Source organism: Deltaproteobacteria bacterium, from assembly GCA_022340465.1.
GTDB lineage: Bacteria > Desulfobacterota > Desulfobacteria > Desulfobacterales > B30-G6 > JAJDNW01.
The window spans coordinates 1-15,371 of record JAJDNW010000024.1 but is presented as its reverse complement, the minus strand read 5'-3'; the positions used below and the strand labels follow the sequence as shown (position 1 = coordinate 15,371).

10 protein-coding genes and 1 pseudogene are annotated in these 15,371 nt (G+C 50.2%); 7 read left to right on the top strand and 4 right to left on the bottom strand.

The genetic code is table 11. The features are described 5' to 3' along the window. Positions 1-153: 153 nt before the first annotated feature. Together LJE94_04305 and LJE94_04300 are read right to left on the bottom strand one after the other, a co-directional pair. The gene (locus tag LJE94_04305) at positions 154-1,584 is read right to left on the bottom strand and encodes a trimethylamine methyltransferase family protein (protein MCG6909329.1); all 1,431 of its coding nucleotides are present in this window, start codon (positions 1,582-1,584) and stop codon (positions 154-156) included. 139 nt (positions 1,585-1,723) lie between these two features. Next, complete coding sequence (locus LJE94_04300; protein MCG6909328.1) at positions 1,724-2,956, bottom strand: saccharopine dehydrogenase NADP-binding domain-containing protein; 1,233 nt, start codon at positions 2,954-2,956, stop codon at positions 1,724-1,726. A gap of 163 nt (positions 2,957-3,119) precedes the next feature. On the opposite strand from LJE94_04300, the gene LJE94_04295 reads away from it, so the two are divergent. The 7 genes and pseudogenes from LJE94_04295 to LJE94_04265 all read left to right on the top strand — a co-directional run bounded on the left by LJE94_04295 (position 3,120) and on the right by LJE94_04265 (position 11,729). Further along, positions 3,120-3,578, top strand: a complete 459-nt coding sequence (locus LJE94_04295; GenBank protein ID MCG6909327.1) for an Lrp/AsnC family transcriptional regulator — start codon at positions 3,120-3,122, stop codon at positions 3,576-3,578. 49 nt (positions 3,579-3,627) lie between these two features. Continuing rightward, positions 3,628-5,058 carry a trimethylamine methyltransferase family protein gene (locus tag LJE94_04290; protein MCG6909326.1) on the top strand — a complete coding sequence of 477 codons (1,431 nt, stop codon included), beginning with the start codon at positions 3,628-3,630 and terminating at the stop codon, positions 5,056-5,058. 73 nt (positions 5,059-5,131) lie between these two features. Continuing rightward, positions 5,132-6,538, top strand: a pseudogene (gene mtbB, locus LJE94_04285) ([dimethylamine--corrinoid protein] Co-methyltransferase). 148 nt (positions 6,539-6,686) lie between these two features. Then, positions 6,687-8,141 carry a trimethylamine methyltransferase family protein gene (locus LJE94_04280; protein MCG6909325.1) on the top strand — a complete coding sequence of 485 codons (1,455 nt, stop codon included), beginning with the start codon at positions 6,687-6,689 and terminating at the stop codon, positions 8,139-8,141. 56 nt (positions 8,142-8,197) lie between these two features. Further along, positions 8,198-9,565 (top strand): FAD-binding oxidoreductase, encoded by a 1,368-nt coding sequence (locus tag LJE94_04275; GenBank protein MCG6909324.1) that lies wholly within the window; start codon positions 8,198-8,200, stop codon positions 9,563-9,565. Between the two features lie 88 nt (positions 9,566-9,653). Then, the gene (locus tag LJE94_04270) at positions 9,654-11,255 is read left to right on the top strand and encodes an NAD(P)/FAD-dependent oxidoreductase (GenBank protein MCG6909323.1); all 1,602 of its coding nucleotides are present in this window, start codon (positions 9,654-9,656) and stop codon (positions 11,253-11,255) included. Between the two features lie 138 nt (positions 11,256-11,393). Continuing rightward, positions 11,394-11,729, top strand: coding sequence for a hypothetical protein (locus LJE94_04265; protein ID MCG6909322.1), 336 nt, complete (start codon positions 11,394-11,396; stop codon positions 11,727-11,729). Between the two features lie 62 nt (positions 11,730-11,791). Here LJE94_04265 and LJE94_04260 read toward each other — a convergent pair whose 3' ends face one another. Next, complete coding sequence (locus LJE94_04260; GenBank protein MCG6909321.1) at positions 11,792-13,717, bottom strand: HD domain-containing protein; 1,926 nt, start codon at positions 13,715-13,717, stop codon at positions 11,792-11,794. A 25-nt stretch (positions 13,718-13,742) separates the two neighbouring features. After that, on the bottom strand, positions 13,743-15,371 hold a 1,629-nt coding region (locus LJE94_04255; protein MCG6909320.1), incomplete at its 5' end, for a PilZ domain-containing protein.

Sequence of the window (15,371 nt, the reverse complement as noted above, 5' to 3'; positions counted from 1 at the left end):
CCTTTTACGACCGGCATTATTAATAAAGCCGGATATAGATGCCGTTTTTGCCACCATTTATCTATTCTGTAAAGCCATAAAACCGTTTAAAAACCAATAGGTCCCCACAGCCTGCTGCCCAAAGTCTGCTGCTAATTGCTGATAAATGACCGGCTATTTCAATCCTTCATCTGCTTTGCGCATGATATCTTCCAATTTGCCGGCAACGTCCTCCGGCAGTGGGTTTTTCTGAGGGGATGCCAGAATCTCCTCCACACGCTCTCTGGCCCGGTCATAGATATCCGGTCGCCCTAAATCAACCCACTGCTCGAAGGTGTTGCGATCACACAGGGCCGGTATCATAAATTCGCTGCTACGGCAGGCGGAAAGAGTGTTAGGCTGCATCAGGAAATGCCCGTTAGGCCCCACTTCTCTTATATCTCCTAAATAACCCTTGGCTGGCGATATGTCTATGCCGTCCCGAATGCGCTTGCAGAAACAAGCGATCTCGTCATCCACTACGATCTGCTCCAAGGTCATCATATTGCTGGTTTCCAGAGCGCCGGGACCCTGAATAAGATCCGCTCCACTCATGGCCAAGGGCAGGGTGGTGACCACTTTTTCTAGAATGGCCTGGGGACCGTGATCCTTGGCATCGGTCAAACAGCCCGCCTGCTCGTTGGGCAGACCGTAAAACCTGGCCATCTCACCCCTGGCGGCCGTCTGCAGCACCATTTCGGGAGAGCCTTCCACAAAATTCCCGGATGCAAAGTCTGTGCTGCCGGACGCATCTCCGAAGATGATGGGACAGCCTGGTTCGGCCATCTGGAAGAGCACCAGGGATGAAAGCGCTTCGGCATTGCCCTGGGCGATGTTGCTGTACAGGCTGGCCGGCCCGGTGGAGCCGGAACAAGGCATGGGAAACAGGCAAATGGGCTGGTGGTACTGAATTAGGTCCAAATAGGCGTCACACATATGGCCCTCGTGCACCAGGGGCGCCAGGGTACAGTAAACCACCGAATAGATCTTGCGCTCCTTGACCGCATCGGCACTCCCCAGGATGGCTTCCAGTCCTTCGATGAGATAGGGCACTTCTTCGGGACCGCCCAATTCATTCTGGATGTGGAGAGAAGAATACATAAAAGAAGTCAGGTCTGTACGGATACCGGCCGAGTGGTTGGGAAATTCGTGAATCGTGGTGCCCCAGACAACCGCAGCCAGCTTCATCTCATCAAAGACCCGCAGGAAATCCCTGTGATCCTGGAAGTTGGCATTACGCCGTTCACCGGTTATAAAGTCACGGGTGAAAATTCCGCCGTTGTCCAGCACATGACCACTGTAGGTGGACGGCAGGGAAAAGTCGTTTTCCGGCACCCTGGCGCCGAGAACAAAGGATTTGGGCGCTGTTTTCAAGGCCTGTGACACCATCTCCTCCGGAATTCTGGCTATTTTGCCGGCTTTGTCTACCCTGGCACCGTTTTTGGCTAGGATATCCAGGGCACGGTCGCTGTGAAACAGCGCCCCTACCTCAGCTAATATTTTTAAGCTGTCATCGTGAATGATCTGCTGTTCTTCCGGAGATAAAAACTGACTCTGTGTAATCATAAACACCCCCTTTATATTCTTTGTTTAGCCTGGGCAATGCGGATGTGCCTTCGAAGATGATTACACTGGGGTCTCATCCGTGAAACCCGTTATTGTCCCTATTTCGTCGTCGTCCTTCAGCGGTTCCGATAAAATAGACCTAGACCACATCCGATGTTACCTGTTTGTGAATAACAACTTCCCATTCCTTGATGCCCTTGAAAAAGCGTTCCCTTTGCTGCTTGTTCAGAACCTCGCAGGGAAACACGCCCGTACGCTTCAGTTGGCCGCGCAGGATCATGAGGGCCAGCACCGAGGCCGGGACGGAGGTAATCCAGGAAACATCGTTGGTGCCTGGGATGATGCTGCTAGCACGAGCGACATTGGGGCTGTCGGTCCACATCTTGTAGTGCAGGTTTTTGCCGTCTTTTCTGCCTTTGACATCCACGGCCAGCACGGCCTGGCTCTTGAGCCGGTTTTCCTTTAGCAAGTCAATGCACTTTTTTGGTGTCAGGGTCGGTGGTAGCTGCCGGCAGAAGATGTCCCTGGGGCTGACCTGGCAACCGTTGACATCTTGAGGCGTATCGTCCATCAGATTCAGTCCCTCCAGAAGGAACTGCCAGGTGGCACTGTCCGGGTCCCCCATCTTGAAGTCAACATACTTCACCGGCTTGCCCAGAAACTTGGGCAGGGTCACCGGTTCCTCGTGGTTGTGATAAAACACCTTGCCGGTGAGGTTCAGGGGATGGGGAAAATAGTAGTCCTCTTCACCGCTGAACGGGGGGGCGTATTTATATTCACCGTTTTCCCAGTAAACGGCCTCATCCGCACAGTCCTCCAGGTAAGTCTGGAAAGACCACATGGCCACCGGCTCGTCGCACTCCGTCACACCGTAGTCCTTGATGCCGATATAATCCACTTCGTCCAGTTCATCGACCGCCTCCCGGACCATGACATTGACGAGCCCGGCATCGCCGCCGGCCAGTATGTTACCTGTCAAACTGGCTTTCTCGAAGGCCTCGCCATACTCCAGTTGCTCCACCAGGTACTCCTTACCATCCTTCTGGGTGAAAAAATCGTTGGAGGCCATGTCCAGGTAGTGGATGCCGGCAGTAAGAGCCCCTTCCAGGATCTGCCGGTTGAAGGTCATCAGGGTGGCGTTGACCACCATGTCATAGCCACCCTTTTTCATGAGGGTTTCGACATCGTTCTTGTCTGCGGCATTAACGGTCGCAGTCTTGATCTTTTTGGAACCGACATATTGGGCAACCTCGTTGGCTCGTTCCAGATCGATATCCGCTAGGGTAATCTCGCCGACCTCTTCAGCCTTGGCCAGGACACCGCTGATGACATTGCCCTGCGCCCCTGCGCCAATGATGAGCACTTTTTTCATTTTGGTCCTCTCCTCAAGTTAATTTTTTAAAAATATTAAAGAAAAAATTAACGATTGTCAATAATATATTTACTGATACCGCAAATAATTATCTTTTTACTTGACGAAAAATAAATAATAAGGCTACAATAAATTACAATGCAAAACGTGAAGGGAAGATATTATGCGGGAACGTTTGGACGGGACAGACCTTAACATCATCGGCCTGCTTCAAAAGGACGGCAGGATGCCCAGCTCTGAAATAGCAAAACAAACTGGCGTTTCCGAAGCAACGGTCCGCTACCGCCTGAAAAAATTGATCGATGGCGACTTTATCCAAATCGTGGCCGTAGGTAACCCCTTCAAGCTGGGATTCGGCATAGCCGCCAATATCAGCCTTTCTACCGAAAGCGATCGAATCGAAGAGATTATCACGGAGCTGAAAAAACTCGATCGCCTGTCCTATATTGCCCAGATGATCGGGGAACGCACCATCGAGCTGGAAACTTTCGTGGAATCCATTGACGAAATGCACCAGCTGCTCACTCAAATCGAAGCGATCAAAGGCATCAAGCACATTGAAACCGCGTTGATCCGGCGGATCATCCGGGAGCGTTATGACTGGGGGACACCGGGCGCATAAACGGTTTGTCACCAGGTGCGGTCGGCTGATTTACGGAGGAGAAGACATTATGGCCAACGCAAAAATGACATTTCTAAGTCAATCCGAGATAGCATTGATTCACACCCAAAGCCTCAGGGCCCTGGAAGAAATCGGCATCAAGGTGCACAGCATTCCGACCCTGAAGCTGTTGGCGGCCAAAGGGGCCCATGTCGATTTCGACACCGGTGTGGCCAAACTATCCGAAACGGTCGTGACAGACGCGCTGAATATGGCCCCCAAGACGTTCAAGCTGTGTGCCCGAGATTCCAAGCACGACCTGACCCTGCCGGCCCATCCCTATCCCTATGCCACTACCAGTGGTCTGGCTGTTTTCGTCACCGATTATAAAACCGGTGAATACCGTCATTCCACATGCCGCGACATAGCCGAATTTTCTAGGCTCAGCGATGCGCTTAGCCCGGATTTTTTATGGACCGCCCTAACGGCCAACGATGTCCCCAAAAGGGCCCATGGGCCGCATGAGCTTTGGCAAACCATGCAAAATACGCTAAAGCATGTCCAGGGTGTCACCGTGCAAAGTGCCCGGGACGCACAGGTCCAAATCGAACTGGCCGCCCTCGTCGCCGGTGGTCGCGAAGCTCTCAAGACGCGCCCCCTGATGTCGGTGATCAGCTGCCCTCTGGCGCCGCTCTCCTTTGAAGCCGGCGCCATCGAAGCCCAGGTCGAGTTCGCCCGGGCGGGCATCCCCATCTGCTCAATGTCCATGTCCCTGGGCGGTTTGTCCGCCCCGGTAACCGTAGCCGGCATGATGATGAACGCCAATGCCGAAAACCTGGCCAGCCTGGTAATTACCCAGGCGGCATCCCCGGGCGCACCGCATGTCTACACCTCCGAATCCGCTCCCATGGACATGCTCACCGGCAATATCAACTACGGCGCTCCGGAAAAAGCCCTGGTCAGCTTCGGGCTGGGGCAGATGGCCCGCCATTATGATCTGCCCTGCCTGGTGGCCGATACGGGTTTCGGGGATAATGTAAGCGGTGGATTGGAGGGTGTGCAGTACATCGCCAACCAGTTCATCGGCCCGACAGCTTACACCGACATCATCACCGGCATGGGATGCATCGACAATGCCAAGGGGGTATCCTTCGAGCAGCTGGTCATCGATGCCTACATGTGGGATTTTTTCAAAGACTTTCTTAAATCGGTGGAGATCAGCGAGGAGATGATGGGCCTTGACGCGATCCGGGCCGTGGGTCACGGCGGAGATTTCCTGTCCAGCGACCACACCTTAACTTACCTGAGAAGCGATCTGACCCAGTGGGATCAGGCCAAGCTTGACCTGCTGTCCCTCGATGAGAAGGAAATGGCCGAAGCGGCCAACAAAGTCGTCAGGGAAACCCTTGCCGACCATGTGGTGCCGCCGCTGGATGACGGTCTTGTCAAGGCGGCTGAAAAAATCATCAAGTCCTATGAGAAGGAGATTTCGGACTTGTAAATTAAGGGCCGTGCGATGGCTGTGTGATGTGCCCATGTATCAACGTCAATTCTAAAGAGGAGGAAAGCCAGCCATGTCGGAACCCATTTTAACCCGGATGGGTGATGGCGAACGCATCGCCATGACGCCTTCGGAGATCAGAGAGGAAATCGCCAAAGGGATTCAGAATGCTGCCGAATTGGCCCGCATCCCAGGATTGACGGAAAACGAAGCCGATGAACTGTTCGCCATCATCGCCGAACCGGGGAGGGTCGTCAGTGTTCCCCACGGTCATGAACTGATCGTCACCGACGATGGCATCGCCGAGTGCTTTGCCGGTACCGAGGCCGACGGCGGCAGCGGTGTTTCCATCGGCAGGCAGGCCTCAGTTCTGTCCTACGAAAGGGCAATGGCCGCAGACACCGGCTCTTTGGGGCACAGCGATTACAGCTTCAAGCCGGTCAAGGCCATCCTGGACGTTGAGCTGCAGTCCTACCACAACATCTCCATGCTGACCACGGCCCCGCTGTTCTACGGTTCACAACCCAACATGGGGCAGTACTTTCAGCCCGACGGACCTTTTCCAAATCCGGCCGATTTGATGCCGGCCGGAAAGATCAAGGCAGCCCAGCAGGCTCAGGAGGATGCTGCCGCGCAACTGTGCGACGACATGGTCTATATCGGCAGGGAGCTCAATGCCATGGGATGCGAAGGCTTCAATTTCGACACGGCCGGATCTACAGGGGATGCCGAGTTTTACGCCACCCTGAAAGCGGCCCGGCAGCTAAAAAGGGATGCACCGGGCATGGCCGTCATCATCGGCATGGCCAGTGAATTCGTCTTGGGCATGCACGGGGAAATTGCATTCGACGGACAGCAGTTGGCCGGGTTGTTCCCACACGACCAGGTGAAGCTGGTTGAATCGGTGGGGGCCGACATTTTCGGCCCGGCCATCAACGTGGATACATCCAAGTCATTTCCCTGGAATCTGGCCAAGTCGCTCACCATGGTAAAAGAGACTGTCAAAAGGGCCGAAATACCGGTTCACCCCAACGTAGGCATGGGGGTCTGCGGCATTCCCATGCTCCTGGAGGTGCCCATCGACTGTGTCAGCCGCGCTTCCAAGGCCCTTGCCCTTATCGGCAGGGCGGATGGCTTGTAGGTTGGCACCGGAGACCCTTTTGGCATGCCGGTGACACACATCGTTGCTGCGGGTATGGGTGGGATTCGGACAGCCGGAGATCTGGTTGCCTGGATGCAGATGACCCGCAGAATGAAGCTGGCAGAGGCCAAGGCGTATGTGGCTGCAAAACTGGGCGTGACGGTCATGGATCTGGTGGACGAGGATGTCATGTATCCCCTGAGAAAAGAGCTGGGTATCGGCACGGTCACCCCGGAGGCCGGCGGCCCCGAGGGTATCCTGGCAAAGCGCCGGGTGGCGGATCTGCTGGAGATTGAAATCAATTCGGTGAAGCGGTTTCGGTCGCGATTTGAGAATTGATGAGAACCTTTATATGTCAGTAAAGCCTGAATCGCCAAGGCCCAAAGAACGCCAAGATCTTTACTAAAATCATCCTTTGCGGTCTTTGCGTCCCGGCGGTTCATTCGCAAACCCTTAACCCAATAGCTATGTTCATGGGGTACCCTAAATGCAGTTACACCTGAACATCCTGTCCGAAGAAGAAAAGGTTCGTATCCACGCGGACAGCCTGAAGATTCTGGCTGAGGTTGGCGTAAAATTCATGAGCGACAAGGCTCTCGATGTTCTGGACGCAAACGGAGCTAGCATAAACAGGGACACCCGAGTGGCCAAAATACCGGAGGAAATGGTGAACCAGGCCTTGAACACGGCACCGAAATCCTTTGTATTGGGCGCCCGGAATCCCGAATTCGACTTTGCCCTGCCGTCTACCGATACGGGCTATACCCTGGATGGGGCGGCTACTTTTGCCATTGATTTTATGACCGGTGAACGTCGCAACGCGATGACTGAAGATCTGGTCTCCAGCCTGCGCATATTCGAAGAGATGCCGCTGGCCACGGTGGTCTGGCCCAATGTCTTGTGCAGCGACACGACTGACAACTACAATGAGATCCGACCGTCCTTCACATCCTTTATCCATTCCTCCAAGCACATCCAGAACGAGCTGCACCATCCTGAGGAGGTGCCGTTTCTAATCGAAGGGTTGACCGCCATCCTGGGCAGTGAAGACAGGGTCAAGGAAAGGAAAATATTTTCGGTCTGCTACTGCACTATACCACCGCTGACGCACGACCGGGAAATGTGCGACACCTATCTGGATTTGGTTCAATTTCACGTACCCATCCTGGCCTTCCCCATGCCAGCCGCCGGCTCAACCGGTCCGGCCAGTCTTTACAGCGACACCGCCGTGGCCAATGCCGAGGGTCTGTCGACCCTGGTGCTATACCAGATGGCCGAGCCGGGTACACCCATCATTTTAGGCCATGCAGCCGGTATCACCAATTTCAGCATCGGCACCTTTCTCGAGGGCGCACCCGAAACAACCCTGATCAATGCCGCTTTGGGTGAAATGGCGCGTTTTTACGGTTTGCCCAATACCCAGGCCGGGTGTTTGAGCGATGCCAAGCAGCCCGGTGCCCAGGCCATCATGGAAAAAACGCTGAGTACGCTGCCGCTTGTCCTGAGTGGTGTGGATCTGATCAACGGTATCGGCGAGCTGGACACCAGTCAACTTCTGGTGCTGGAGCAGATCGTCGTGGACCACGAGATCGCCCTCATGTGCCAGCGCTACAAGGATGGCATCGATGTGTGCGATGAAAAGGATCTTTATGCAGATGTGAAGGGGGCCCAGCCGGGCGGGCACTTTTTAACACAACCGGGGACCCTGAGGTACTGCCGTGACAAGGAGTTCTTCCGACCGGCGCTTTGTGACCGCAACACTTACGAGCACTGGGAAACGCTGGGAAGGCCGGATCTTTACAGCAAGGCCCGGGAAAAGGTGGAGCAGATTCTAGCAGGCCACTTGAAAAACGCGCTGGACGACGATATTCTGGGCAAGTTGGAAGCCATCCAGCGCAAGGCGGATAAGGCTCTCAAATCAAATGACCATCTTGAAGGTTAGACCCGCATACTGATCTAAAGCGCTCTAAGATTCAACGTATTGAAAGGAAAAACGGCTTGAAATACTTTTCACCTTTAGCCACCCGGCGACAGGGCCTGAAGCCACCGGCCCTGTATGAATACTTCCTTGACAATTTTTGGTTCAAGACTGCCGGACTTGAAAATGAAGCCATCAATGAACCGTTGCGGGGAAAGCACAAAGCGGATGTCGTCATCATCGGCGGTGGTTATACCGGCCTTTCATCTGCCTACAATATCCATCGAAAATTTCCCGGGAAAAAGATCCTGCTCCTCGAGGGTGCCTGCTGCGGTTATGGGGCCAGTGGCCGCAACGGTGGGTTTTGTGTCGCAACATCACTGCTGGATCCAAAGTGTAAAGATTCTGAAACCTGTAAAAAAAACCTGGATGTCAGCTTTTACGGTATTCAGCAGATCAAGAATTGCATTTCCGACCACGGTTTGGACTGTGATTTTGAAGAAAACGGGATGCTGGATGTTGCCCTGAATGACGCCCAGGTCAAAGTCATGCAGGCGGAGTACCACATCCTCAAAAAGTGGGGCCTGAATGTGGAGATGCTGCAAGGAAAGGCGCTTGAAAAAGAGATTAAGTCATCACGCTTTAGGGCCGGGCTCGTAACATCGCACGGCGCCATTCTCAACCCTGCCAAACTGGCCCGCGGCATGAAAAAAATTGTGGAAGGCATGGGGGTAGAGATCAGGGAGCGCACCGTGGTTACCCGTGTGGTTCCCGGAAAGATTCATCATGTGGACACTGAACTCGGGGAAGTGAAAACCCCGGTGGTTGTCCTGGCCACCAATGCCTATTCCCACAAGATCGGCTTTTTTAATGACCGTGTTTTTCCCATATATACCTACATCGTGGCCACGGAACCCCTGAGCGAGTCACAGTGGGAAAGCATTGGCTGGCAAAATCGCAGGGGTCTTTCCGATTACCGGGTGTTGTTCAACTACATGATTCCCAGTGCTGATGGACGGATTATTATTGGCGGGTCGGACTCCAAATACTATCACAATGACAGCATCGCTCCCGGGAACAACAAATCCGTCACCCATAAAATTGTCAAGGATCTTATCAAAAGTTTTCCGTCGCTTGCCGGGATCAAAATCGAGCATGCCTGGGGCGGTCCAACGGCAGGCACCCGCGATTTTGGACCATCCGTCGGTGTGATGGGCGAGCATCGCAACATCTACTATGGTGTCGGATACAACGAGGGTGTTCCCGCCACACAGACGGGCGGCAGAATTATCGCCGATTTGATGGCCGGTGAAACCAACGAATTCACCTCGCATTTTATTGTCAACCGCAAGATCCCCCATGCAGGGCCAAGGGTATTGCGATCGTTTTTCGGCGCTTTGAAAAAAAAGTACATGATCGATGTCGTCAAGGCATCGGGGCATATTTGAACATACTTGTCCAGTCATCGGCTCGGTCGGAAATGGCTGGCTTAAAGCGTGTTGCATACATCATTCCGGCTGCACATAGGATTAAGGCATGACTGAACATTTTGATGCGATCATCGTGGGGGGCGGTCACAACGGACTGACAGCGGCAGGATACCTGGGCAAAGCGGGTTTTAAAACGATAGTTCTAGAGCGGCTGTCTCAGGTCGGCGGCGCCGTGGTCACCGAGGAAATTTATCCGGGACACCGCATTTCCGCGGTCTCCTACGTGGTCAGCCTGCTGCGACCGGAGATCATAGAGGATCTCGAATTGAAAAAGCACGGATTCGAGATGTTGAAAATGGACGGCACTCTGGCCATTTGCAATAACGACTATCTGTTCCTAACAGGTGATGAAAAGCATGACCGCAAGGAGGTGGGCCGTTTTTCAGATCTTGACTATGATGCCATGCAGCGGTTTGAAGCGGTCATCCAGCATGTCGGTGCGGTCATACGCAATCAAATGCTGCGGGAACCGCCCAAGCTTGGGGTCGGTTTGTCTGATCTGAAAGGTCTTACGGCGCTTGCGGGTATGGGCTGGGATATTAAAAAACTGACACCGGAATTGAGGCATCGCCTGTTCCAGATGCTCCTGGGCAGTGCCGATGATTTCATTCAGCGCTGGTTCCACAGTTCCATGATCAAGAACATGTATGCCTCGGCCTGTTTTTCAGGCAACTTTGCCAGCCTTCGTCAGCCGGGTTCGGCCATCCCGTTCCTTCACAGCGCAATCGGTGAAATCGAAGGAGAACGGGGCGCCTGGCGCCTGGTCAAGGGTGGCATGGGGGCACTTACCCGGGCCATGGCTGGATTTGCACAGTCCAAGGGTGTCCAAATCCGCACCCACGCCGCCGTGGAAAGGATACTGACTCAAAGTGGAGGAGCTACCGGTGTGCGGCTCGTCGATGGTGAGGTCATCGGCGGCCGCTGCGTCCTGGCCAACACGGACCCCAAGCGCACCTTTTTGAAACTCATCAAGCCGGAACAGCTCGATTCAGATTTTGTACGCGATATCCGCCAGTACCGTATGGGCCACAGTTCCCTCCGTCTCAACCTGGCTTTGAAGGGGCTCCCCGACATCAAATTTTTTCCAGCAGGGGAGGGCCCTTGGCACCGTTCCGACATCATGATGTTCCCGGGCTACGAGGCCATGGAGGCCAACTATTTTGCCGCTGCCACGGGTCAGTTGCCGGACGAGCCGCGTCTGGAAATCACGATTCCCTCCACGCTGGATGACAGCCTGGCACCGCCGGGCCACCACGTTGTGAGCATTCTGGCCAAATACTATCCCTATAAAATGGCTGATGAAAGAAGCTGGGACGACATCAAGGAGGACGTTGCCGACCGGATCGTGGACTACATGGCAAGGGTTATGCCCAACCTGCCCGGGCTTGTCATCGGACGTCAAATGATCAGCCCTCTGGACCTGGAAACGATCTACGGCCTCACGGAATCGGATATTTTCCACGGGCGTCACGACATGGACCAAATTTTTTCAATGCGGCCTCACCCACAGGCTGCCCAGTATGAGACCCCGGTAAAAGGGCTTTACCTGTGCGGCTCCGGCGCCCATCCCGGTGGGGGCGTGTCCGGGGCACCCGGGTACAATGCCGCCCGTCGGGTGATAACCGACCTTAAGCGCCGTCGACGGTGACTTTCGCGGCCGTAAAAAGCGCCAGGTCGAAAAATGCTTTGCTTAACCAATTCGAACCTGGCATATGATAGATTACACTCGAAATATCGATCTGGACGTTTAAAGACAGAGAAGGCTCGAAAGGCATGGAGGTTAATTATGGATGCAAAGGTTAAGGTCGATGCTGGTATCTGCGGCTTTAAAACCATTATTACCGCAACTTCGGAAGACAGCATGAATGTTGACCTTAAAGTTGTCAGCCCGTGTGAAATCATCAAAGGCCTGGCTGCGCAATACAAAGAAATTTGCCCGATCAATGCCTACCAGGATATAGGCCCAAAAAGTGAAAGCCAGATTCTCAATATCTCCCGGAAAGTTCTTGTGGAAAAGGGTGCCTGTGAAGCATGTGTCGTGCCGACGGCTGTCTGCAAAGCCATGTATGTTGCTGCTGGACTGGCTTTACCCAAGGATATCAAGATTGAAATTAAACAATAAATTCAATATGTGTTTTGAAATTTAACCACCATCAAAACAGATTGAGAGTGCAGACCATCGCTTCAAGGAATTTTGTTTTCCCTCTTATAATAACTCATAAAAGAAGAAACGATCTCTTCGTCAAAATGGTTTCCGGTATGTTTTTTCAACAGCGCCTCAGCCTCTTCAAACGGCATGGGGTCGCGATAGTGTCTTTTGGCGGTAATCGCCTCGAAGAAGTCGGCAACGGCAATTATTCTTGCCCCTAGTGGTATCTCATCGCCTTTAAGCCCGTTTGGATAACCGCTCCCATCCATTTTTTCATGATGAGCGCCGGCAATTATGGGAACCTGGCTGAAAATCCCTTCAAAATTGACCTGGTCCAAAATCACTTTTGTTTTTTCAGAATGTGTTTTTACTTCCTCGTATTCTTCTGGCGTCAATTTTCTGGGAGCCAGCAATATGGCGTCCGGAACCCCAATTTTTCCATAATCGTGAAGCAAGGCGGCTACGCGTATCATTTCACGATATTCATGACTCAGTTCCATCTCATCGCAGATGCCCAAAGCAAACTCTGTCACCTTAATCGAGTGGCCGGCAGTGAGGGGGTCTCTGGCATCGATACTAGCGGCCAGGGTCTGGAGCAAAGAGTTGAATTGTCGTTCTCTTGCCTCTAAAAGCTCCGCATTTCGAATGCTTATCCCCAAAACCGATGCGATGCCAAGAAGTAAACTGATGTCGCTTTGAATCAATTGGCGTTTGGACGTTAGATTGTCGACGGCCAGAATGCCGAGCGACTCGTTGTCGCAAACGATGGGACAACAAACAAAAGACTTGGTTTCCAGTACGTTGGCAAATTCGACGCTCCGGGGTGAGAGCGTACCCTCGATATCGTTAATGTCGTTAACCAAAAAGGGTTTCTGTTCATGAAAGGACAAAATAAAGACACCTGTCGACTCAGGTCTGTCTAGATGGAAGGCTGTGTTTTTAATAATATCGTACTGCTTGTCTGTATATCCGAAACCAGCCCTGAAAATCAGTCTGGTTCTGTCCTCATTTGCCAGAAGAATCACTCCCCGGTCGTAATCCAACCTCTTTTCAGACACATTGATGACGTTGTCCAAAACATCTTCGATGCGTGTATGTCTGCTGATGGCCAGACCGATTTCGTTGGTCATCAACGCATTGTTATAGTTTGTTTCTATTTTTTCCAACAGCTGGTCGCTTGAGTTCCTGAGGTGGCTCAAGCTGGATTTCAACTCATTTTTTTCTATACGTTCGCTGGTGGAACTCAATAAAAATAAAATTAAAACCGATATCGGTAGAATGACTGAGAGCATGAAGGTCGGATGAATAAAAATGGCAACCAGGCACACCAAAACGAAAAACAGCAAGGCATAGTTTCGTGCTCTTTTCCACACATCTGAAAAATTTTTTTCCCAGGATATAATATAGCGACAGGACGATCCTCCCCTGAAGACGCATTCGGGATGCTCTATTGTTGGCAATTTGTTTGTAAAGCCTACTGATATCGCATCAAAAAAGCCGATACGATTTTCACATTGAAATGGTTGCTCTTGTACCCCTTTACGGGGAGTTACATTGATCTCGACTTTATTTGAGGATAGCTTTTTGGCCTCGTAGTTAGTAGACTTTGTAAATCTTTCAGCAGCTTTCCCCGCTATCTCATAGGCTTTTGCAGGACTGATCATTCCCAGTATGTATTGCCGCATTGAACCAATTGATTCTGGCGATGCCGCAAAACGCCCCGCCTCTCTAGCAATATTCTCATTGTTTGTTAGCTGAGAAAGTTTATCATGAAACCGGTTGACATGGTTTTGTGAAAACCAATGTCCCTCGTCAGCAACCTCATAGGTTGTCATATTAGCATAATCTAATAATTCCTGAATATCTACAAAAGGATAATCCTTTCTAATAAGCCTTATATAAGTACTAACTATCCTGCTGTTATATATTGGCGTGTTGTTATCTATTGATGGATTATGCATAGACAATACATTGAAAAAAATATTTCTATATTAAGCGAGTTAATCGGTTCACATACTTAAAATAGCTATCTCCATATTGAGTATCCAATATCCAAAGACAATATTCTCTTTCCTTGTCAATTGAACTATTTTCTGCAAAAATAGAGGGGTAGATCAATACTGGAATATTTACTAAATTTAATTTTGCAGTTAACAATGATAATGCTGTTTTTATTATATCGATAGACAAACCCTCTTCATCCACAACAATTATGGTTGTAGCATTTGTAAGATCTGATAAATTTAGCCCAACATTTGCAACATTTACCATTAATATCGCTTTTAGCTTCTGATCAATCTTCACTGAAAATAGAAACCTATTTCGCTTCAATCCAGATTTTTCAAACGCCTTATAAATATCTTTTCCATTCGTTGCATCTTCAAGATCAAACGCTTTCAACATCATCCCTGTTGATTTTTTTGTGTAAAATGCATTTAATTCCTCAAGATCATCACCATCTGTTTCCGTTAATCCCCAGGACCAATGTGTATTCATGCTTTTATAATCAGAGTTGTTGAAATGAAAATATGCAAAAAGCTCTAAACAACATTTTTTATTATCGTTAATCGATCTTGCAGCTCCTCCAAAAACTCTATTTGGAAATTTATTTTCCGGCCTGAAGTAACAAAGCAAATAATTCATATGATTTGAATATAAATTGTACGAATCGTTGGAATAAAGGCCTATTTGATTTAATACCGACAATCCTGCACGAAATGGAACTGTTCTATTAGACGCATGGTGGTGAATTAGCCAAGTGTTTTCATAAAATCTTACCATTGCAAGATGGCTAGCAATATTTTCATTTTCCTGATACGTAAAGTGTCTCGCAATTTCAGATTCCTGAGAATAAAGTTTTTCATAGGTCTGTTTGATTTCATTTTTATTAGATTGCAAAAATTTATACTTCTCTGGATAAATAAAGTTGGAGTCGAAAAAAAATTTCCAAAGTAATTTCAAATCTACTTTATTACTAATATATACATTATTTTCATTCGACTGGTAGAGATGTGCCAATAATTTTAGATGATCTTTACTACTAATATCAAGAAATGCTAATCCATACCTAACTTTTTCATTTGACTTTATATTTTCAGCATCTCCTTCTGTTTTATATAAAACTTGAGCCTTAAATTGAAAACGAAAGCTATTTGCAAAATTCATTTCCATTTCAGGAAAAATCATTCCTGGCAGAAACGAAGCCTTGCTTGATTCAACTTCTATTGCAAACCCCAACCCGGAAACATCGGCTGCTTTAATGTCAAACAATTTCCCCGTTAATGGATGGTAAAAAATAATGTTGGGTGATGGTAAGGTGTGAATTCTTTTACTTCTAAACTTCTTTTGTCTAAATCTTTGGACGGCCTTACTTTCCGGCATTAGTAAAAGTATTATATCCTTCGCCAAAACAGCCTTTTCCCTTATAGAACATTTCCCCGTATACATAATCTCATTTTCGTTCGATAAAATAACTTCGACATTTGTCTCAGGATTGATCCACTGGGATGTCTGCGGTGGTTCAAGCGAAATTTTCACGTGAAAAGAATCCGTTGAAAAATCCTTTAAAACGCCTTTGAAAATAACGCTGTTTTGTATGAGCTGGGCGGTTATTCC